18 protein-coding genes are annotated in these 21231 nt (G+C 60.9%); 8 read left to right on the top strand and 10 right to left on the bottom strand.

Annotation, left to right across the window (positions count from 1 at the left end):
• Position 1: 1 nt before the first annotated feature.
• The 3 genes from VCB98_RS04230 to VCB98_RS04220 all read left to right on the top strand — a co-directional run bounded on the left by VCB98_RS04230 (position 2) and on the right by VCB98_RS04220 (position 3089).
• Positions 2–757 (top strand): ABC transporter ATP-binding protein, encoded by a 756-nt coding sequence (locus VCB98_RS04230; protein ID WP_346050648.1) that lies wholly within the window; start codon positions 2–4, stop codon positions 755–757.
• A complete protein-coding gene (locus VCB98_RS04225) occupies positions 757–1923 on the top strand; it encodes an ABC transporter permease (RefSeq protein WP_346050647.1) in 1167 nt (388 codons plus the stop codon). Before VCB98_RS04230 ends, VCB98_RS04225 begins: the two co-directional genes overlap by 1 nt.
• 74 nt (positions 1924–1997) lie before the next feature.
• On the top strand, positions 1998–3089 hold the full coding sequence (locus VCB98_RS04220) for a GGDEF domain-containing protein (RefSeq protein WP_346050646.1): 1092 nt from the start codon (positions 1998–2000) through the stop codon (positions 3087–3089).
• 15 nt (positions 3090–3104) lie between these two features.
• On the opposite strand, the gene mnmE is transcribed toward VCB98_RS04220, so the two are convergent.
• Positions 3105–4448 carry a tRNA uridine-5-carboxymethylaminomethyl(34) synthesis GTPase MnmE gene (gene mnmE / locus VCB98_RS04215; protein ID WP_346050645.1) on the bottom strand — a complete coding sequence of 448 codons (1344 nt, stop codon included), beginning with the start codon at positions 4446–4448 and terminating at the stop codon, positions 3105–3107.
• Between the two features lie 116 nt (positions 4449–4564).
• On the opposite strand from mnmE, the gene VCB98_RS04210 reads away from it, so the two are divergent.
• Complete coding sequence (locus VCB98_RS04210; RefSeq protein ID WP_346050644.1) at positions 4565–5329, top strand: alpha/beta hydrolase family protein; 765 nt, start codon at positions 4565–4567, stop codon at positions 5327–5329.
• Between the two features lie 525 nt (positions 5330–5854).
• Here the strand turns inward: VCB98_RS04210 and yidC are convergent.
• From yidC to rpmH, 4 genes are read right to left on the bottom strand one after another with little or no spacing between them, the layout of a single operon-like run.
• Positions 5855–7558: a membrane protein insertase YidC gene (gene yidC / locus VCB98_RS04205; RefSeq protein WP_346050643.1), complete on the bottom strand. Its 1704-nt coding sequence runs from the start codon at positions 7556–7558 to the stop codon at positions 5855–5857.
• Positions 7551–7787, bottom strand: coding sequence for a membrane protein insertion efficiency factor YidD (gene yidD / locus VCB98_RS04200; RefSeq protein WP_346050642.1), 237 nt, complete (start codon positions 7785–7787; stop codon positions 7551–7553). The genes yidC and yidD overlap by 8 nt, the downstream gene beginning before the upstream one ends.
• Positions 7760–8134 (bottom strand): ribonuclease P protein component, encoded by a 375-nt coding sequence (rnpA, locus tag VCB98_RS04195; RefSeq protein WP_346050676.1) that lies wholly within the window; start codon positions 8132–8134, stop codon positions 7760–7762. The genes yidD and rnpA overlap by 28 nt, the downstream gene beginning before the upstream one ends.
• Positions 8135–8150: 16 nt before the next feature.
• A complete protein-coding gene (gene rpmH / locus VCB98_RS04190; RefSeq protein WP_253449863.1) occupies positions 8151–8285 on the bottom strand; it encodes a 50S ribosomal protein L34 in 135 nt (44 codons plus the stop codon).
• A gap of 203 nt (positions 8286–8488) precedes the next feature.
• Between rpmH and dnaA the strand changes: the two genes are divergently transcribed.
• The 4 genes from dnaA to gyrB all read left to right on the top strand — a co-directional run bounded on the left by dnaA (position 8489) and on the right by gyrB (position 14850).
• Positions 8489–9826 carry a chromosomal replication initiator protein DnaA gene (gene dnaA, locus VCB98_RS04185; protein WP_346050641.1) on the top strand — a complete coding sequence of 446 codons (1338 nt, stop codon included), beginning with the start codon at positions 8489–8491 and terminating at the stop codon, positions 9824–9826.
• 241 nt (positions 9827–10067) lie between these two features.
• Positions 10068–11168 carry a DNA polymerase III subunit beta gene (gene dnaN, locus VCB98_RS04180; protein WP_346050640.1) on the top strand — a complete coding sequence of 367 codons (1101 nt, stop codon included), beginning with the start codon at positions 10068–10070 and terminating at the stop codon, positions 11166–11168.
• A 21-nt stretch (positions 11169–11189) separates the two neighbouring features.
• The gene (gene recF / locus VCB98_RS04175; protein WP_346050639.1) at positions 11190–12257 is read left to right on the top strand and encodes a DNA replication/repair protein RecF; all 1068 of its coding nucleotides are present in this window, start codon (positions 11190–11192) and stop codon (positions 12255–12257) included.
• A gap of 157 nt (positions 12258–12414) precedes the next feature.
• Positions 12415–14850, top strand: coding sequence for a DNA topoisomerase (ATP-hydrolyzing) subunit B (gene gyrB, locus VCB98_RS04170; protein WP_346050638.1), 2436 nt, complete (start codon positions 12415–12417; stop codon positions 14848–14850).
• Positions 14851–15124: 274 nt separating this feature from the next.
• Here gyrB and VCB98_RS04165 read toward each other — a convergent pair whose 3' ends face one another.
• From VCB98_RS04165 to VCB98_RS04145, 5 genes are all read right to left on the bottom strand, one after another.
• Positions 15125–16867, bottom strand: coding sequence for an alanine/glycine:cation symporter family protein (locus VCB98_RS04165; protein ID WP_346050637.1), 1743 nt, complete (start codon positions 16865–16867; stop codon positions 15125–15127).
• Positions 16868–17145: 278 nt separating this feature from the next.
• On the bottom strand, positions 17146–18429 hold the full coding sequence (locus VCB98_RS04160; protein WP_346050636.1) for an acetyl-CoA C-acetyltransferase: 1284 nt from the start codon (positions 18427–18429) through the stop codon (positions 17146–17148).
• Positions 18430–18596: 167 nt separating this feature from the next.
• The gene (locus tag VCB98_RS04155) at positions 18597–19376 is read right to left on the bottom strand and encodes an energy transducer TonB (protein WP_346050635.1); all 780 of its coding nucleotides are present in this window, start codon (positions 19374–19376) and stop codon (positions 18597–18599) included.
• Positions 19377–19654: 278 nt separating this feature from the next.
• Positions 19655–20692 (bottom strand): YeiH family protein, encoded by a 1038-nt coding sequence (locus tag VCB98_RS04150; RefSeq protein ID WP_346050634.1) that lies wholly within the window; start codon positions 20690–20692, stop codon positions 19655–19657.
• Between the two features lie 154 nt (positions 20693–20846).
• Entirely contained in the window at positions 20847–21086 is a 240-nt protein-coding gene (locus VCB98_RS04145) for a DUF4282 domain-containing protein (protein ID WP_346050633.1), read from the bottom strand.
• Positions 21087–21231 lie beyond the last annotated feature (145 nt).

The following is a 21231-nucleotide window of genomic DNA, read 5'->3' as shown; positions in this document are numbered from 1 at the left end:
CATGATCGAGGCGAATGGCCTGCAAAAACGCTTTGGCGACGTCGAGGCAGTGAGAGACGTATCGCTGCGTGCCGAGGACGGTCGGATCACCGGTCTGCTGGGCCCCAACGGGGCCGGTAAATCCACCAGTCTGCGGATGATTTCGACGGCGATCCGGCCCGATGCTGGCCAGATTCGGGTCGATGGCATCAATGTGGTGGACGCCCCCCAGCAGGCGCGTCTGGCGATGGGCGTGATGCCTCACAATGCGGGGCTCTACCCCCGCCTCAGCGGTCGGGAGAACATCCGCTATTTCGGCCGCCTGAACGGGATCGACCGGGAATCGCTGGATGCCCGGATCGAGCATCTCGCCGAGCGCCTGGACATGAAAGCCTTCGTGGACCGCCCGGCGAAAGGCTATAGCCAGGGACAGAAACTGAAAACCGCCCTGGCGCGGTCGATTGTCCACAATCCCCGCAACCTCATCCTGGATGAACCCACCAGCGGCCTGGACGTGATGGCGACCCGGGCACTGCGGGATCTGATCCGCGACCTGCGCCAGGATGGCTTCTGCATTCTGTTCTCCAGCCATGTGATGCAGGAAGTGGCCGCCTTGTGTGACCAGATCGTGATCATTGCCCACGGGCAGGTGGTTGCCCGGGGGGAACCGGACCAGCTGCGCCAGGCCATGGGCAGCGAGGATCTCGAAGAGGTCTTTGTCCGGGCCATCGCCAAGGCCGAGGCACCGCAAACGGCGGACGCGGGGGAACAGAGCTGATGCGCACCTGGATCGTTTATCTCAAGGAATGTCAGGACAATCTGCGGGACCGGCGAACACTGCTCTCGGTACTGCTGTTCGGCCCATTGTTCGGGCCCATCCTGTTCGCGGTGTTCATGGGCACGGCCATCACCATGGGCATGGAAGAGGCGGAACGGCCACTGGATCTTCCGGTCATGGGGGCCGAGCATGCACCGGAGTTGATGGCCTTTCTGGCAGAGAATCGCCTGCAGATCGAAGACTTCGATGGCGAGCCGCAAAAGGCGGTGCGGGAACGGGAGGTGGATTTCGTCCTGGTCATCGACGAAGACTATGGTCAGGCGCTGCGCGATGGCCGGCCGGCACCGTTGGCCTTTTATGCGGATCGCTCCCGCCAGCGCCTGAGTGGCCAGATCCAGCGGGTGCGCAACACCATCAATGCCTGGGACCGGCAATTGACCGAGCTGCGCCTGCTGGCGCGGGGTATCGATGGCCGCGTCATCAGGCCGCTGCAGTTACAGGAAGTGGACGTGTCCACCCCCGAGACCCGAGGCCTGATGATTGCCGCCATGCTGCCCTATTTCATCCTGCTGACCGTGCTCATGGGCGGCTTTTACCTGGCCATCGACACCACCGCCGGGGAGCGGGAACGGGGTTCCCTGGAACCGCTTCTCAGCACGGCGGCCCGGCGGGGGGAGATCCTGGCGGGCAAGCTGCTCGCAACCGCCACCTTTTCACTGCTGGCACTGGCGATCGTCATTGCGGCCTTCTCGGTGGCATTACGCTTTGTGCCCATGGAGACGGTGGATATGGCCCTCTCCCTGGATCTGGCCACGGCGGTGATGCTGTTTCTGACGGTCTCGCCCTTTGCCTTTCTGGGGGCTGCAGTAATGTGTCTGGTGGCCTCCTTCACCAAGAGCTACAAGGAAGCCCAGACCTGGCTGTCGGTGGTGATGATCGTGCCCCTGGCGCCCATGATCGTGCATTTTGTCCGACCTTTCGAACCCACCATCCTCAATCTGGCGATTCCGGTTCTGGGTCAGCATGTGGCCATGCTTGAGCTGTTGGGGGCGGAAACCCTGCCGGTTCTGGGTCTGGTGCTCAACACCGGGGTGACCCTGGCACTGACTGGCGTGGTGGCCTGGGTAGCCTGGCTGTTCTATCGCCGGGAATCGGTGCTGGGCTGATCCGGGGGAAATCTCCTGCTGGTGGGATGGGGATTCCCGGCCTACACTGTCGCTAAGGGATGACGGGGCTCGCCATGCTGCAATTGCATCGGGATCGCAAACAGGCGTTAAGGGCGCAGCGGGTGTTGCTGGGCCTGGTTGCCTACCTGATGTGGATCGCGGTCGGCATCTACCTGTATTGGATTGATCTGCTCCATATCGGTCCTGCGGGCTTGGGTATCTACTTCCTGCTCATGCTGCTCACCAATGCCGCTTTCCTTGCAGCGGTCCGATGGAATTGGAACCTGCGCTTTCGGGATCCGGGCATGACCCTGGGTCAGATTGCCTGCGGCATCTTCTGGGGGATGGTGCTACTCTCCCAGGCGGCGCCTGAAGCACGCGGCGGCATGTTGCTGGTTTTCGTCACCGGCTTTTTCTTCGGTGTCTTTCGCCTCAATACCCAGCAGTTTCTTGGACTCGCCCTATTCGCATCACTGGCCTACGCCAGCCTGATCCGCGCTGAATGGGCGGATCTCGATGCGGAAACCCGTCAGATTGAGCTGGCACAGTGGGTCTTTCTGAGCCTGATTTTGCTCTGGATGTCCTTCATGGGGGGGTATGTCGCCCGCCTGCGAAGCAATCTTCGTCAGGCCATGGGCCGGATCGAGGAATTGGCCAATCGGGATCACCTCACCGGCACCCGAAATCGACGTGCAATTACCGGCTCATTGGAGGAGGCGGTGGCCCGGGCGGAGACAGAGGGCGAAGTTCTCACTATCGCCATGCTCGATCTGGATCATTTCAAAGCTCACAACGATGACCATGGGCATCTGCTCGGCGATGAACTGCTCAAGCAATTTGTGGAACGGGTGGAACGGGAGCTGCGGGCCGATGACATTATCCGAGGTCAGCAGGATCAACCGCTGGGACGGTTTGGGGGCGAAGAATTTCTGGTGGTCTTGCCAGGTACCGGGCTTGACGGCGGGATGCTGGCGGCGGAGAGGATCCGGCGGGGGATTGCCGAATTGCCGTTCGAGACCGAGGCGGGTGCGGTAGCCATGACGGTCTCCATTGGCCTGACGGAGTGGCGGCCGGGGGATGACTGTGAAAGCCTGCTCAAGCGGGCCGACAAGGCTCTTTATGAAGCCAAGGAAGGGGGACGGAACCAGGTGGTGGCGGCCGAGTGAGAGCGACTGATTGCTCTACTTGCCGATGCAGAAGCTGGAGAATATCCGCCCGAGTAGATCGTCGCTGCTGAATTCGCCGCTGATCTCGCCCAGTGTCTGCTGGGCCAGTCGCAGTTCCTCTGCCAATAGCTCGCCGGCGCGGCTCTCAATCAATTCCGCCTGGCCCGCATCCACATGGGCCCGGGCCCGCTCGATGGCATCGAGATGGCGGCGGCGCGCCATGAATACATCCTCGCCCGCCGGGCGATAGCCGGCCACGGCTTTGAGGCGCTCACTGAGTGCCTGAATACCTTCACCGGTAAGAGCGGAAAGCCCGATACGGCGTCCTTGATCGTCCCGATAACCCGCCGTGCCGCCGCTGAGGTCGATCTTGTTGTGGGCGATGATCACCGGTAGCTGGGGCGGCAGGTCACGACGCAGTTCGGCGATGTCCTCAGGGGACTGGTCATCGACCACCAGCAGGACGCAATCAGCCGTTTCCATGGCCTCGCGGGCCCGACGAATGCCCTCCTGTTCAACCGCATCACCACCCTCGCGCAACCCCGCGGTATCGATCAGGTGGAGGGGCAGGCCATCCAGGTGCACGTATTCCCGCAGGACATCCCGGGTGGTGCCGGGGATATCGGTCACGATGGCGGCATCATGTCCGGCAAGGCGATTGAGCAGGCTGGACTTGCCGGCATTGGGACGACCGGCGAGGACCAGGCGCAGACCTTCACGCATCACCCGACCCTGCTCGGCCCGTTGCATGAGCTGATCGAAGGCTTCCGTGATCTCACTCAACTGCCTTTCCACCCGCTCGTCGGAAAGGAAGTCGATCTCCTCGTCGGGAAAATCGATGGCGGCTTCGACAAAGATCCTCAATTCGATTAGCTGTTCCACCAGGGCGTGAACGGCGCGGGAGAACTCGCCGCTGAGCGATCGGGTGGCGGCACGGGCGGCCTCGGCGGAGCCGGCGTCGATCAGATCGGCCACTGCCTCGGCCTGGGCCAGGTCGAGCTTGTCATTGAGAAAGGCCCGCTCGGAAAACTCACCGGGCCGCGCCGGGCGGGCGCCCAGTGCAATCACGCGTTGTAGCAGCATGTCCAGGATGACCGGCCCGCCGTGGCCCTGAAGCTCGAGGACATCTTCGCCGGTATAGGAGGCCGGGGCGGGGAAATAAAGGATCAATCCCTGATCAATGCTATTTCCTTGAGCGTCCAGAAAATCGGCGAGATGGGCGTGTCTTGGCCGAGGCCTGAAGCCGCAGAGTCGGGCGGCAAATTCGGCCAGGGATGGGCCGGAGAGCCGAACGATGCCGACCCCGCCCCGTCCAGGGGGGGTGGCAATGGCGGCAATGAGGTCCTGGCTGCTCTGCATGGGCCCAGTGTACCGTAAGAGTCGGCGATGCCGGACTGTAACGGGCGGTACCCGTTGGCATCGACTAATGGATTAGGAAGTAGGCGTTTACGAATTTAACAACGAGGCGGCGACAGATGGGGCAGGAAACATTTTCCTTCGAAGGCGATCAGGGGCAACGGCGGGATGGTGTCCTTGAGCAAGGGTCGGGGCCGACGCATGCCTGGGCGGTATTCGCGCATTGTTTCACCTGCGGGAGCAGTTCACTCGGGGCGGTTGCCATTAGCCGAGCGCTGGCGGCGCGGGGCATTGGCGTCTTGCGCTTTGATTTTGCCGGCCTGGGGGAGAGCGAGGGTGAATTTGGCGCCGAAGGGATTGGTGGTGACATTGCGGATCTGAAGGCGGCCAGCCGCGCCATGGCGGAGTCGGGTCGGCCGGTTTCCTTGTTGGTGGGCCATTCCCTTGGGGGTGCGGCCGTGCTGCATGCGGCGGGGGATCTGGATGAGGTCAAGGCGGTGGTGACCTTGGGTGCGCCGGCGGACCCGGCCCATGTCCTTCACTTGCTGGGTGATCAGCGGGAGAAGATCGAGTCGGCGGGCGAGGCGGAGGTCAGGATTGGCGGCCGACCCTTCACGATTCGCAAGCGCTTTATCGACGACATGGAAAACCGGCCATGGCGGGAGCGGATCGCCGATCTCAGGCGACCGTTGCTGGTGATGCACGCGCCAATGGACAATATTGTTTCGGTGAACAATGCGGCGGCGATTTTCCAGGCAGCCAAGCATCCCAAAAGCTTTGTCTCCCTGGATGGGGCGGATCATCTGTTGACCGGGAGAGAGGATGCAGACTGGGCAGCCGATATGATCACGGCGTGGGCCAGACGGTATCTGGCTGACGGTTAGCGACAGGTTTGAAGACGTCAGGCGTCATCGTTTTAGGGAAGCGCGGATGTTCCTAAGTTCAAGGGTTACTGCTGGGATAGCTTCGGCGGGGTGTGTGCCCATTGAGTCCGGTGACGGGTGCGCTCCGGTCCCTGTCCTGGGGGCCTGGCTCAGGGACGTCGTGGACCCGTCCCTGGGGACTCTGCACGCGACATCCTGTCGCTCACAGCCCTGAGTCAGGCCCCCAGGACAGGGACCTACCTTGGGTGCTGGTCACCTGGGCCGTGCCAATGGATGGGTTGGTTCATGCCTGAATCCTTTTGCCAGCCCTTGGCGTTTATCGCCAATGAATATGCTCCTACGGTGCCGGTTGGCTAGGCCGAAGGCACCGTGGGAGCGGATTTATCCGCGATGGCTTGGGCCGATTCGAAGGCAAGCCACCCCCGGAACCCAGCTTTCAGATCAAGAATTCAATCCGCAAACAGAACGGGCCCCGTCCCGGAAGGAACGGGGCCCGTTCTGTCAGCCTGGCTGATCGGACAGAAGCTAGTTTTCCTGGCCGCTTTCGATGACCCGGTTGATCTTCCACTGCTGGGCCACCGAGAGGATGGTGTTCACGGCCCAGTAGAGGACCAGGCCGGCCGGCATGAAGATACCGATACCGATCAGCATGAGCGGCATGAACATCAGCATCTTCTGCATCATCGGATCCGGCGGCGGCGGATTCAGTTTCTGCTGGAAGAACATGGACGCACCCATGATCACCGGCAGGATGAAATAGGGATCCGGTGATGACAGATCCTGGATCCACAACATCCAGGGCGCGTGACGCAGCTCGGCGGATTCCAGCAGCACCCAGTACAGGGCGATGAAGACCGGAATCTGAATCAGGATGGGTAGACAACCGGCAGCGGGATTGACTTTCTCCCGCTTGTAGAGCTCCATCATGGCCTGGTTCATCTTTTGCTTGTCATCCGCATAGCGTTCGCGAATGGTCTGCAGTCTCGGTTGCAGCTTGCGCATCCGGGCGATGGAGCGACCGCTGGTCTCGGACAGCTTGTAGAATGCCAGCTTGATCAGGAAGGTGAGCAGGATGATGGCCCAACCCCAGTTGCCCACCACCTTGTGAATCCAGTTAAGGGCAATGAACAGCGGCTGGGAGATGATCCACATGATGCCGTAGTCAACGACCCGTTCAAGGTTCGGGGCAGCGGGGCGCAGCTCACTCTGGATTTTGGGGCCGAGATAAAGGGTCTGTTCGAAAACGACCGCGTCCCCGGCCTGGAGATTGCGGGCACGCTGGTCCGCCATGCCAATGAGATAGCGATCCTGACCTCGATGACGAGTGTAATAGCGGACGCCCTGATCGGGACTGGAGGGAATCATGGCGGCGACGAAATAATGTTCCACCATCGCCGCCCAACCACCTTGCACATCCAGACGCAGGTCCTGATCGGCGAGATCGGAGAAGCTCAGGCGCTCATAGCGCTCGCTGTCGTGATAGGCCGGCCCATTGTGGGAGAAGGTCGAGGGATTGAACATGGAGCGGGAAATATCGGGATCGGTCCGTTCGATCTGCAGATAACTGCCACCCCGCCAGTCGTTCTCGCCACGGTTCTCGAGACGCTGCTCCAGCTTGACCTGATAGCTGTTGGGAAGAAAGTAGAAGGTGCGGGTCAGATGCAGGCCGTCTTCGCCCTCCCAGACCAGGCGAACGGCACGACCGTCGCTTTCGGTTTCATCGACCCGCTCACGGTCGCTGTTGATGGCCCAGGTTTCCTCGTGGGTGAACTCGATTCGACGGGGAATGCTGGTGGAGTCGCCGGCAGCGATCAGACCCGGTTGCACCACGAACAGGCGGTCAGGACGATTGTCCAGCAGGCGGATCGGGTCGTCGCGATCCAGGTCCTCACGATAATCCAGCAGGTCCAATCGGCTGAGCTCACCACCAATGGTCTGGATGGCAGCACGGAGGCGCGGGGTTTCGAGGGTGATCTCTTCACCGCCGGGGCGCTCGGGGACGGTCTCCAGGGTCGGCGCGTCGGCTGGATCATCATCCGGACGCGGAGCGTCGGGTTCATCGTCGGGCCGGGGTACGGCATCGTCGTCCAGGGACTCATCCAGGGTGAGTTCCTCGGCCGCTTCCGGGGCGTCGGCGTGCGGTTCGGCGAAATACTGGTTCCACTCCATCCAGGTCCAGAAGGAGAGGGCCACCAGGGCGAGGATGAGGAAGAAACGCTGATTATCCATGATGATGATGTTTACAACTTCCAGGAACGGGGTCGAAACCACCTTCATTAAAAGGGTGGCAGCGCAGAACACGGCGCAGGCTCAGCCAGGCACCACGGAGGGCGCCGTGGGTCTGGAGCGCCTCCATTGCATACTCGGAACAACTGGGGTGAAAACGGCAGCATTGGCCGAACAAGGGGCTGATCAACAGCCGATAGGCCTTTACGAGGAAGAGGAGGAAGAATCGCATCGCTTCATCAGCCGCTGCCAGTGACGATCCAGGCTCTCAAAGAGCGTTCGGTTATCGGCCCGGCTGGCCTCCGGCCGGCTCATCACCACCAGATCAAATCCGGCCAATGTTGACTGCCGGTGCCGAAAGCTTTCTCGGGCCAAGCGCTTGAGCCGGTTTCGCTCAACAGCCGAGCCGGCATTCCGGCGGGAGATGGCCATTCCCAGGCGGGCTTGCGGCAAACCATTGGCGCAAGCCAATATCGTGAAAAAGCGGTCTTTCGACCGCTTTCCCTGGCGGAAGACCCGCCGAAAATCCTCTGCCCTGGTCAGACGCGCATCAGGCGGGTACGCCGCCGCGGCCTGCACGTGCGCCAAAGCGGGCTTACGGGGTCAGTCGGGCACGGCCCTTGGCACGCCGGGCCTTGAGCACTTTCCGCCCGCCCTTGGTGGCCATGCGGGCACGAAAACCGTGAGTGCGCTTGCGGCGCAGGTTGCTGGGCTGGAAGGTTCTCTTCATGACGCTTGATCCGTGTGTTGCCGGGCCCCGGTAAGCGGTGGCTCCAGGGACGCAAAAGGTAAGCCGCGAAATATACCCATTTCAGCGTTTCCGGTCAACCCTGAGAGGCTGTGGATAACAGGCTGCGAGAAGTATAGACTGCGGGATTTCCGGCCGTGCTGGCCGAGCCCTGCATTCCCCCGACATTCGCATTGGAGTATTCGGTGAGCGACTCGCTTTGGCAACGCTGTCTGGACCGCCTGGGTCGAGACCTCAGCGAACAGGAACTGAACACCTGGATCAGACCGCTGCAGGTGGTTGAATCGCGGCACAGACTGCGCCTGCTGGCGCCCAATCGCTTTGTCCGGGACTGGGTTCGTGACCAGTTCCTGACCCTGATCGAGGATGCGGTCGGTGAGCTGAGCGGGGACAGCCAGGCCCCACAGGTGAACCTTGAAGTCGGAAGCGCCGGCGTTCGGCCGCGACGGCAGAAAGCGGAAGAGAGCTCGGATCAGCGACCGAAGGCAGCGGAAGTAGTGATCGGCAGCAGGCTGGTGGCGGATCACACCTTTGAAAATTTTGTCGAGGGCAAGTCGAATCAGCTCGCTCGCGCCGCCGCCCGTCAGGTGGCGGAGAACCCCGGCCAGGCCTATAACCCGCTGTTCATCTATGGCGGGGTGGGGTTGGGCAAGACCCATCTGATGCATGCGGTGGGCAATCGTCTGCTGGAGCAGAATCCGCGCGCCCGGATTGCCTATGTCCATTCGGAGCGCTTCGTCGGCGACATGGTCAAGGCACTCCAGCACAACACGATCAACGACTTTAAGCGGCTCTATCGTGGCCTTGACGCCCTGATGATCGACGATATCCAGTTTTTTGCCGGCAAGGAACGATCCCAGGAAGAGTTTTTTCATACTTTCAATGCCTTGCTGGAAGGCCAGCAGCAAGTGATTCTCACCTGTGACCGCTATCCCAAGGAAGTCAACGGCCTGGAAGAACGGCTCAAGAGCCGCTTTGGCTGGGGGCTTACGGTGGCGATCGAGCCGCCGGAGCTGGAAACCAGCGTGGCGATCCTGTTTCGAAAGGCGGCCCAGGACGGCGTCGATCTGCCGGATGAGGTTGCCTTCTTCATTGCCCAGCGAATCCGCTCGAATGTTCGAGAGCTGGAAGGCGCCTTGCGGCGGGTGATTGCCAACAGTCGTTTCACCGGCCAGCCCATTACCCTGGATTTCACGAAAGAGGCCCTGCGGGATTTGCTGGCGCTGCACGAAAAACTGGTGACCATCGACAATATCCAGAAAACGGTGGCCAATTATTACAAGATGGGCATCAAGGATTTGCTGGGGAAACGGCGGAGTCGGTCCATCACCCGGCCGCGCCAGGTTGCCATGGCGCTGTCGAAGGAGCTGACCAACCATAGCCTTCCGGAAATTGGTGAAGAATTCGGCGGCCGTGATCACACCACGGTCCTGCATGCCTGCCGCAAGGTAAAGGAGCTGCGGGAGAGTGATGCGCGGATCAACGACGACTATCAAAACCTGTTGAGAACATTGACGAGTTAGTGTGGGTAGGCTGTGGATAAAACGGGGTTCCGAGATTCATCCCATTTTATCCACAGCCTGTCCCCGCTCTGTGCCGACTCTATACAACGGTGGAATTGCGTGGATATGGACGGCAAGAGATTGAAATAAAAAGGAAAAATAATTCAGTCCACAGAGTTGTGGTTCGCTAGTAACAACAACAGGTTTATTTATTCACTTAAATAATTAATTATCATCACGGTGGACAAAACAGGGTGGAGCCATGAAATTCGAACTGAATCGCGATCAATTGCTCAAGCCAGTCCAGGCCGTCAGCGGGGTCGTGGAAAGACGGCAGACGATGCCGGTGTTGGCCAATATTCAGATCGCCGCGGAAGGAGACCGCTTGACCTTCACCGGTACTGACCTTGAAGTGGAGATGGTCGCGTCCGGTGAGGGGCGTGTGGAGAGCGGCGGCGAGGTTACCGTGCCGGGTCGCAAGCTGCTCGATATCTGCAAGGCGCTTCCGGAAGGGGCAGAGATTGTGGCGGAGCTCAAGGGTGAGCGGATGACACTGCGCTCCGGGAAAAGCCGCTTTACCCTGTCGACGTTGCCGGCGGCGGAGTTCCCGGTGGTGGAAGATATCCAGGTCCAGCGCCGCTTCGAAATCCCTCAGGCCATGTTGCGGGAGTTGGTGGAGAACACCCAGTTCTCCATGGCACAGCAGGATGTGCGGTATTACCTCAATGGGCTCCTGCTTGAAGTCAGTGACAATCGGCTGCGGGCAGTGGCGACCGATGGCCACCGCCTCGCCCTGTGCGAACGCGAAGTCACCCTGTCGGATGTCGGCACCCATCAGGTGATCGTGCCGCGGAAAGGGGTACTGGAATTGCAGAAACTGCTGTCCGATGAGGACACGCCCGTGGAAGTGGCACTGGGCGCCAACCATCTGCAAGTCCGGGTGGAAGGGCTGCAGTTTACGTCCAAGCTTATCGATGGTCGCTTTCCCGACTACGAGCGGGTTATTCCGCGGACCGGGGAGAAAGTGGTTGAGGCAGACCGACTTCGGCTGCGGGAATCGCTTCAGCGGGCGTCGATCCTGTCGAATGAAAAGTATCGCGGGGTGAGACTGGAATTGGTCCCCAACGCGCTGAAGATTCAGGCTCACAATCCGGAACAGGAAGAAGCGGAAGAAGAAGTCGAAGTGGGTTTTGACGGGGAAGGCATGGAGATCGGCTTCAACGTCAATTACCTGTTGGATGCCCTATCGGCCCTGGACTGCGAGACGGTCCGGATGGACTTGATTGATTCCAACAACAGCTGCTTGATTCGGGATCCGGGCCGTGAGGATTGCAAGTATGTGGTCATGCCGATGCGACTGTGACGGTCGGAGTGTCGTGACCCGATGTCACTGAAGCGGCTGCGGCTTAGGGATTTTCGCTGTTTCGAGGCCTTGGACTGGTCCCCGGGACATAGCTGGAATCTGATTAGTGGTGAGAACGCCTCGGGCAAGACGAGCTTGCTCGAGGCGATTTTTTTTCTGGGCCGCGGCCGCTCTTTCCGAACGGCCCAGGTGGACCGTATGGTCCGAAGCGGCGCGGATTGTTTTGATCTTGTGGGTGACATCCAGGGGCAGCGTGCCCATCGTCTCGGGGTGAGAAGAGGGCGTGGGCAAGGGCGGTGGCGCCTGGATGGAGAGGATCTTCGTCGGATGGCGGAGATTGCCAGCTTGTTTCCGGTGCTGGCGGTCGATACCGGGGCCCAGGTGATGATCGAAGGGGGACCGGAGAATCGTCGACGGTTTCTCGATTGGGGATTGTTCCACGTGGAACCGGCGTTCCTTCCGATCTGGCGGCGGTATCGTCAGGCGGTGGCGCAACGCAATGGGGCATTGCGCACGGGCGTCGATGACCGAAGTCTTTCGAGCTGGGATCAGGCCGTCGCGGAGAGCGGCGAGGCATTGGATCGCTATCGGCGGGAGCAGGTCGGAAATCTCGCGGGTCAGTTCTCCGTGATGGCGAGTGCGGGTCTGAATGTTGCCGAGGTCGGCCTGGATTATCAGCCGGGTTGGCGCAAGGGCTTGTCGCTGGCAGAGGCCCTGATGCGGAATCGAGAGGCGGATCGCCGGATGGGGCATACGCTGTCGGGGCCGCATCGGGCTGAGCTGGTGGTGTCGGTTGAGGGGCGACCGGCGCGGGAGCGGGTCTCTCGGGGGCAGCAGAAGATGTTGGCGGCGGCGTTGCTGTTGTCGGGAGCCGCGCTGTTCGAGACGGTGAGGGATCGGGGGGTGGTTGTTCTTTTGGATGACCTGCCGTCGGAGCTTGATCGTGACCACGCGAGCCGCCTGGGCGAACTCCTGGGTTCGCTGACCGGGCAGATCTTTGTGACCGGCATCGAGGGCTCCCGTCTTCAGGCATTTGCTCCCGCCGAGAGTCAGTTGTTCCACGTGGAACAGGGCCGGCTCAGACAGTAGTGGCTATATCGATGGTTCCACGTGGAACCATTCCTTTGTTTTTTTCACCCCATCACAGAAGCCCCCGCCGGCTACTTGCCTTGTCCACCTGGAAACCCCCATCAGAAGCTGCCGCGAAGGCCCCACACTGGTATACTGGGACCCTTGAATTCCGCTGATGCACCAGGTCACTTTCATGGCAGACGCTCAGACTTACGATTCCAGTAATATCAAGGTCCTCAAGGGCCTCGAAGCCGTTCGCAAACGGCCGGGGATGTACATCGGCGACACCGACGATGGCACCGGCCTGCACCACATGGTGTTCGAGGTGGTGGACAACTCCATCGACGAGGCACTTGCCGGTCACTGCAGCGAGATCGTGGTCGAGATCCACGCCGATGAATCGGTGACCGTCCGCGATGATGGTCGCGGCATTCCCGTGGACTGGCACGAAGCGGAAGGCCGGCCGGCCGCTGAGGTAATCATGACCGTCCTGCATGCCGGCGGTAAATTTGACGACAACTCCTACAAGGTTTCCGGCGGGTTGCATGGGGTCGGCGTTTCGGTGGTGAACGCACTATCGGAAAGCCTCTCCCTGCGCATTTATCGCGACGGCCGGGTCTGGGAGCAAAGCTACCGGGAAGGGGAGCCCCTGGCTGAACTGACGGATGCCGGTCCCACCGAGCGCACGGGTACCGAAATCCGCTTCAAACCCAGCGCCGAGATCTTCACCGATATCGAATTCCACCACGACCTGCTCGCCAAACGGCTAAGGGAACTCAGTTTCCTCAACAGCGGGGTGCGCATCGTCTTGCGCGACGAGCGCAGCGAAAAAGAAGATGTCTTCGAGTACCAGGGCGGGATCAGGGCCTTTGTCGAGCACCTGAATCGGAACAAGACTCCCCTTCATGACCAGGTTTTCTATTTTACCGCCGAGCGTGACGACATCACGGTGGAGCTGGCCATGCAGTGGAATGATTCCTTCCAGGAAAATGTGTTCTGCTTCACCAATACCATTCCTCAGCGGGATGGTGGCACCCATCTGGCCGGTTTTCGCGCTGCCCTGACCCGGACACTGAACGGCTATATCGATTCGGAAGGCCTGGCCAAGCGGGAAAAGGTGGGCACCACCGGTGATGATGCCCGAGAAGGCCTGACTGCCGTGCTGTCGGTCAAACTGCCTGATCCCAAGTTCTCCTCCCAGACCAAGGACAAATTGGTGTCCTCCGATGTCAAAGGGGTGGTCGAGAGCCTGATGGCCGAGCATCTTCATGATTTCCTGCTCGAGTACCCGCAACAGGCCAAGGCCATATGCGGCAAGGTCATTGACGCGGCGCGGGCCCGTGAGGCCGCGCGCAAGGCGCGAGAAATGACCCGGCGCAAGGGGGCCCTGGATGTGGCCGGCCTGCCGGGCAAGCTGGCGGATTGTCAGGAGCGAGACCCCTCCCGCTCGGAGATCTTCATTGTTGAGGGTGATTCGGCCGGCGGTTCCGCCAAGCAGGGCCGCGACCGCCGCACCCAGGCCATTCTGCCTCTCAAGGGCAAGATCCTGAATGTGGAAAAGGCCCGTTTTGACAAGATGCTGTCCTCGGTCGAGGTCGGCACACTGATTACCGCTTTGGGCTGTGGCATCGGCAAGGAAGAGTTTGACCCGGACAAGCTGCGCTACCACCGCATCATCATCATGACCGATGCCGATGTGGACGGCAGCCATATTCGTACCCTGCTGCTGACCTTCTTCTACCGCCAGATGCCGGAATTGATTGAACGCGGTCACGTCTACATCGCCCAACCCCCGCTCTACAAGATCAAGCGTGGCAAGCAGGAGGTCTATCTCAAGGACGACGCCGAGCTGGATGCCTATCTGCTGCGGACGGCTCTGGAAAAGGCCGAGCTCCATGTCAGCGCTGATGCGCCGGCGATCAGTGAGGAAGCCCTCGCTGAACTGGCCAGCGCCTACATGGATGTCCACACCCTGATCCACCGACGGGCCCGGCGTTACGATGAAAATGTCCTCCGCCGACTGGTCTATCTGCCGAGCATCACGCCCGACAGATTCCGCGATGCTGCCTGGATGGAAACCTGGCGGGGCCAGCTGGAGGCCGCTATTCAGCAGGGTGAGGAGGGCAGCCGCTACCGCATTGAACTGGCCCATGAAGCCGATAGCGGTGAGGTCAGCGCTATTCGGGTTCTGCGGACTCACCACGGCATCACTTCTGAGAAGACCATCCAGCCTGAGTTCTTCGAGTCCGCCGACTATCAGGCAATCGCCAACCTGGGCGAACGCATGCAGGGGCTGCTGGAGCCCGGTGCCTTTGTCGCCCGGGGTGAACGCCGCAGGGAGATCAGCGACTTTTCCGAGGCCATCGAGTGGTTGCTGGAGGAGTCCAAGCGCGGTCAGCAGATCCAGCGCTACAAGGGTCTCGGGGAAATGAACCCGGATCAGCTCTGGGAGACCACCATGGACGAAAACAATCGTCGCATGCTCCAGGTTCAGATCGAGGATGCGGTGGCCGCCGATGAGATCTTCACCACGCTCATGGGTGACCATGTCGAGCCGCGCCGCGATTTCATCGAGAAACACGCCCTGGATGTGGCCAATCTGGATATCTGACGCCGGCGCCTGTGTCGCGACAAAGCCGCCCCCCGGGGCGGCTTTTTTTATATGCCTGGAGCAGTCGCTGTGAAACAAAATAATATACGAAGTTGGGCGTCTTCCTGGCTTGGCCCAAGCCTTCCCCGAAAGCCCACCGAAGACAGCGTGCTGCCGGCGTCAAAATGACCCCCCTTTCCACCCGCGTCACTGATCGTCGGCCCGGCCCATCAGCGCAAAAAAAAGGCCGCCCCGGCGGAGCGGCCTTTCCCTCTGATTACCTCAAAACGCTGGATCAGTCGTCAACCCGCTTGCCGAGAATGATCTCCCGGAACTTGGGCGGATTGTCGGAATACTTGATCTCGCCCGATTTCAGGCGAGCGATGTACTCCTTGTAGGCCTTCATTGCCTTCCAGCCGAGGATGAGGATGATGGGCACGTTCACCCACAGCATCGCCCCGGTACCAAAGGCCGTGAAGTTATTGAGTTCCTCATCGGTGCGAATGAGGCCCAGGGTGGCGACCACGATCAGGGCGCAGAAGATCAGGCGATAGGCCATTACCGCACGCTCGCCAAACAGGAAGACCACGCCCTGCTCCCCGTAATAGCTCCAGGTAATCATGGTCGACAGGGCAAACAGCCAGACCGCCAACAGCACCATCCAGAACCCGTACCCTGGAATTGCACTGTCAAAAGCCATGGCCGTGAGCGTGGCGCCGGGATAATTCACATACAGGCCGCCATCGGTGTGCTGGGGTGGGCTGTCGGTCTCCAGGCTCCGCCAGCTGCTCACCCAGAACTCACCGTCACGCTCTTCAACCTCACCCATCAGGCGGTGGCGGTTATTGCCGCGACGCTCGCTGTGATCGGCCTCGACCACCACAAACACATCCTCGCCGCCCCGCAATTCCACATCACCCTGGATCTCGGGGACCCTGATCGGCTCAAGGCTCCAGCGCGGTGCCTCGCCCTCGGCGGCCACCATCACGAACTCCGGTTCGGGATCGAACTGCATTTGAGCATCCCGATTCCAGATCCCCGTGGACAGGATGACCAGGGCAGTGATGGTGCAGACCACGATGGTATCGATGAATGGGCCCATGGCACCCACCAGGCCTTCGCGGACCGGTTCCTTGGTTCGGGCAGCGGCGTAGGCGATCGGCGCCGAGCCCTGACCCGCCTCCGAAGAGAAGAAGGCCCGCTGCATGCCGATCAGCACCGCCATGCCGACACTGCCCCCGATAAAGGCATTGACGGCCTCGTGGGGCGAGAAGGCGTGAACCACGATCATCCGCAGCAAGCCGGGGATGTCGACGAAATTCATGCCCAGGACGATGAAGCCGGAAATCAGGTAAACCACCACCATGATGGGTACCAGGTTGGCGGCCACCGCGCCGATCCGTTTCACGCCCCCGATGATCACCAGGCCCACCAGGGTGGCCAGGATGAGGCCGGTAATCCAGGTGGGAACACCAAACTGGGCATTGGTGATTTCCGCCACATTGAAGGCCTGGAACATATTGCCGCCGGTGGTGGTGGAAATCAGCAGGGTGATACAGAACAGCGCGCCGATGGTTTTACCGAGCCAGGCCCAGTTGGGCTTCCAGTCGGCCACTGCGCGGGAAACCACCCACATGGGACCGCCGTGGGGATTGTCCGGATCATCCATATTGCGGTAGAGCATGGACAGGACCACCTCGGTGAGCTTGATGCCCATGCCGACGATGCCGATGACCCACATCCAGAAGATCGCGCCAGGACCGCCCAGCGTGACCGCCAGTGCCACACCGGCAATATTGCCGAGACCCACTGTGGCGGAAAGCACGGCTGAGAGTGCCTGGAAATGGCTGAGTGCGCCTTTCTCGTCGCGGTCATCGTAGCGACCGGAGAGCACGGCCGGGCCGTGTGTCAGTGCCCGATACTGGGAAAAACCACTCCAGACGGTGTAGAGAATACCAGTGGCCAGCAGCGTGAAGAGCACATAGTCGTGCCACATCACGTCACCGATGCTGGCCATGACTGCATTGAAGGTTTCCATTATGACCCCCGCAGGTCGGATGAGCGGGCCCCGCAGGCACCCGCGTGATTGACTTCAACAGGGCCCGGGACAGGCACGGGCCGATTCATGACAGCGCAACATGATGGCGACAACTGGCCGCCCTCGCAAGTTGCGGAGACACAACAGGCCCAAACCGCACTTGTTTTGGGCTACGAACACCATGAATATCATCGTGAGCATGACGCGCGGCAAAATCGATTGCACAAAAAAGCCGGGCGCTTGGCCCGGCTTATCAACTGCAACGATGGCGCTCGGAATCAGCGTTCCACAATCGCCGTCACGCCCATACCACCCGCCGTGCACACAGACAGCAGCACCCGGCCACTGCCCTTTTCCTTCAGCAACTTGGCGGCACTGGCAAGCACCCGTGCCCCGGTCGCTGCGAAAGGATGGCCCAGGGCGACGCTGCCACCCTTGACGTTGAGCTTGCTACGGTCGATCTCGCCCAGGGGCTGATCCAGACCCAACTTGTCCTTGCAGAACTCGGCCGATTCCCAGGCCTTGAGGGTACAAAGCGTCTGGGCGGCGAATGCCTCGTGGATCTCGTAATAGTCAAAATCCTGCAGGCTGAGACCATTGCGCGCCAACAGCCGGGGCACGGCCAGGGCGGGCGCCATCAATAGCCCTTCACCCTTGACGAAATCCAGTGCGGCCACTTCCACATCCTTGAGATAGGCCATTGGCTCCATCCCCTGTTCCTTGGCCCAGTCCTCGGAGGCCAACAGAACCGCCGCCGCCCCATCGGTCAGGGGTGTCGAGTTGGCCGCGGTCAGCGTTCCCTTGCCAGACTTGCGATCGAAGGCCGGCTTCAGAGTCGCCATCTTCTCCAAGGAGCTGTCCGGGCGGACGTTATTGTCCCGGTCGGCATTGCGGAAGGGAGTGACCAGGTCATCAAAGAAACCTTCTTCCCAGGCCTTGGCCGCCTTCTGGTGGCTTTCCAGCGCCAGCTCATCCTGCTCGCGCTGGCTCAGGCCCCATTCCTGGGCCATCAACTCGCAATGTTCACCCATGCCCTTGCCGGTGCGCGGCTCGCCCACACCCGGGAAGGCAGGTTTCAGATGCCTGGGCCGCAGCTTGAGCAGCGCTTTCAGGCGCTGTCCACCGCTGCGGGCAAAGCGCATCTCCATCAGAATCCGGCGATAATCGTCTCTGACCGTCACCGGCACATCGCTGGCGGTGTCGGTACCGGCGGCAATCCCCGCTTCGATCTGACCGGCCGCAATCTTAAGCCCAATCAGGTTGGCTGCTTCCAGGCTGGTCCCGCAGGCCCGCGTGACGTCGAAACCGGGCGTTTCCGGATCCAGGTCCGTGCCCAGAACCGTTTCACGCGCCAGGTTCCAGTCCCGGGAGTGCTTCAGGACCGCGCCCAGACTGACGTCGCCCAGGCGAACGCCCTTGAGACTACAACGCTCAACCAGGCCCTGGACGGCCGCCGTGGCCATCTCCTGATTGCTGGCACTGGCGTAATGGGTTCCAACGCGACAGAAGGGGATACGGTTCGCCCCCAGGATCGCGACTCGACGCATGGGCTTGTCGCTCATGACTCAACCTCCGGCTGGCAGATAGGGAAAGGTAATGATGCCCGGATGATGCCACAGCCAAGGCCATTGAGTCGAACGCTTGTTTGAAACGAGGGCCACGCGCGGTCAGCGGGGCCCGGGCCGCCCGTCCCTCACGGGCGACCCGGGACAATCATCGCAGGCTCAACTCAGCGAATCCGGGTCGCGGTATAGGTCGGAGACTGAAAGGCCGTCTGCCGTTCCAGATTGACGTCAAACTCGAATCGCTGGCGCAGCAACACCGGACGAGGCTCGGCATCCTCTGACCATTCAAAGCGCCACTGCCGGAGCGCGGCCTGGACCGCCTCATCGAAGATCCCTTCGGGATCGGCGTTTAGAACCGAGCCGCGCCGAATCATTCCATCCTCGTCCACCACGAAAGCGACCTCCACTTCCGCAGGGCCCGGCTGACGATAGGCGGCCATGGGAATCTGGGGCATGACATGGCGACTCAGGACCAGTGCTGCAATGTCCTCCTCACTCGCGGCCCGACCGCGATCAGATTCCTGCAGCGGATCCAGACCACCATGTAGCAGGACGTGGTAGGCACCCAGTCCAATGGTGTCGCGAATCCGCACGGTCCGCGGCTCCACATCATCCCGCCACTGGAACCGGGAGTGCCGGAAGACCTCGCGAGCACTCTGGATATAACGGCCCGCATTATCCGAATCAACAACCTCAAAGGCTTGAAGACGACCGTTCTCATCCACGACCGCTTCAAAGACGACATAGCTCGGCGCGTCGAGGCCACCGTGATTGCTGGAATACTGCACCACCCCCCGGTCAACACCTTGGAACAAGGCATCCGGCTCCTCGATCAGAGGCAATGCTCGCTGGGATTCCGAGATCATCGGTGTTGGCGTTGTACTGCACTGCCAGGACAGCAGCGCACACAGCAACACGGACATGGTCGTAAGCAAACGAGACATGCTTTCCCCCTCCTTGAAGTTCCATTTCCGGACAATCAGGCGCTCGTCCTCGCCATGATGGCAGCCAGGAAGCCGCACCAGGCAAGTCATCGAGTGAGCCGATGTCCCCACGAAGGAGCGAATCCGCTTCGTTTGAGTCTGCCTAGCCTCGGACGTTATCCACCGCTCTGTCAGACAAGATCAATGGATTCGCTCGGCATCGATTTTTACAGAGTTCCCTTGGGCTCACAAGCCCAATCTTCGCCCGATTGAGGATCCCTTTTTGGTCGGCATCTTCCTCAGACCAACAGGTAGCTCAGCAGGAGTACCGTCATTCCCACCAGGATCGCTGCGCCAATCGCGACCAACGCTGGCCGCCCGCCTTGACTGCGCAACACCGAGACCCGCACACCGAGCCCCAGTGCCGCCATTGCCATGATGAAGAGAAAAGCGCTGAGATGAGCGGCAAGTGACAGCAGTGCCTGCCAGTTTTCCAGCCAGGCGCCCTCAAGCCACAGGTCGCCGGCCGAGCGGACCATGACCATGAGCAGGAACAGCCCGATGAAAAGCGGCGGTTTCGGCAGGCGGCCCGGGCCGTCTCCCGGTTTGCTCGCCAGCATCACTACCAGGGGAATCACCGCCACCATGGACAGATTGCGGAGCAGCTTGCTGACGGTTGCCGCCTCCACGGTCCCCTCCGTCTGGAAGATATTCTCGTGGAAGGCCGCCGCACCCATTACCTGGGCGGTGTCGTGGATGGCACCGCCCAGGGCCAGACCGACCCGGAGGCTATCGCCCAGCAACCACTGGAACAAGGGTGGATAGACCAATGTTGCCGCGAGCCCGAACATCGCTACGCAAGCGATCGCATAGGCAATCTCATCGGCACGCGCTCGCAAGGCCGGTGCCGTTGCCCCAATGGCGGACGCACCACAGATCGCGGTGCCCACGCCAAGCAAGGCCGTCAGCCGGCCGCTGACGCCCAGGATTCGTCCGAGAAGGGCGCTCACGCCGAGACCCACGATGATGGCCCCTAGCACCACGGGCAGCGCTGCCATCCCCGTGGTTGCAAGTTCCGCCAGACTCAGCCTTAGTCCAATCAACACCACCGCCAGCTTCAATAGCGGACCGGCTGCCAAGGCAATGCCACTGCTCCACGTTGGTCGCTGTTGGGCCACGGGGGCGAGCGCCATCCCGGCCAGGATGCCAAGCAGGATCGGGCTGAGCGGCAACCAGGGCAGGCTGGTGCCAAGGATGGCGGTTAACAGCGAAGCCAGCAAGGCGATTGCGAACAGCGGCAGCAGACCCGGCAAACTGGGGGGGAGGGAAACAGACATGATCAAGGCAACCTGGCGACAAAAATTGGCAGCCTATGATAGCGGGACACGCCCGAGGATTCAGGGCGTGGAGTCCTTTGCTGCGTCCCAGCAAAAAGCCCCTGAACCGGAATAACGGCCCAGGGGCGAATTCCGGCTTCTCCAGGGAAATACCCTAGACCCCGGTCTTATCCGAGATTTCCGTCAGTCGCTCGTGAATCTTGAACAGAATAAGCATCAGTTCACAGTAGATCCGCCAGACCAGCAGACCCACGACAATCGCCACCAGTCCTCCCAATACGCTTTGGCTGGTGGCAAACAGGCCACCAAGGACAATGCCGATTACGCCAATCCAGAAGATAATCTGGATAAAGGCAGGGGTTATCATTTTTCGAAAGGTGAGATATTCCTGCATGCAGCCTCCCTAAAGAGCTGACCAAATCATTGTTGAGCGTTTCTGAGCCCGTGCGGCCCATGAGAGATAAGATAGACCACAATCGCCACGCTTGCCGCCCGAGCATTCCTGGGCAGTGCATCGGTCGTTTACACTGCGGCACTAA

This window comes from Natronospira elongata, from assembly GCF_034931365.1.
In the GTDB taxonomy this organism is placed as follows: Bacteria; Pseudomonadota; Gammaproteobacteria; order Natronospirales; family Natronospiraceae; genus Natronospira; species Natronospira elongata.
Note: the sequence above shows the minus strand (reverse complement) of the source record. Positions and strands in the feature narration are given on the sequence as shown.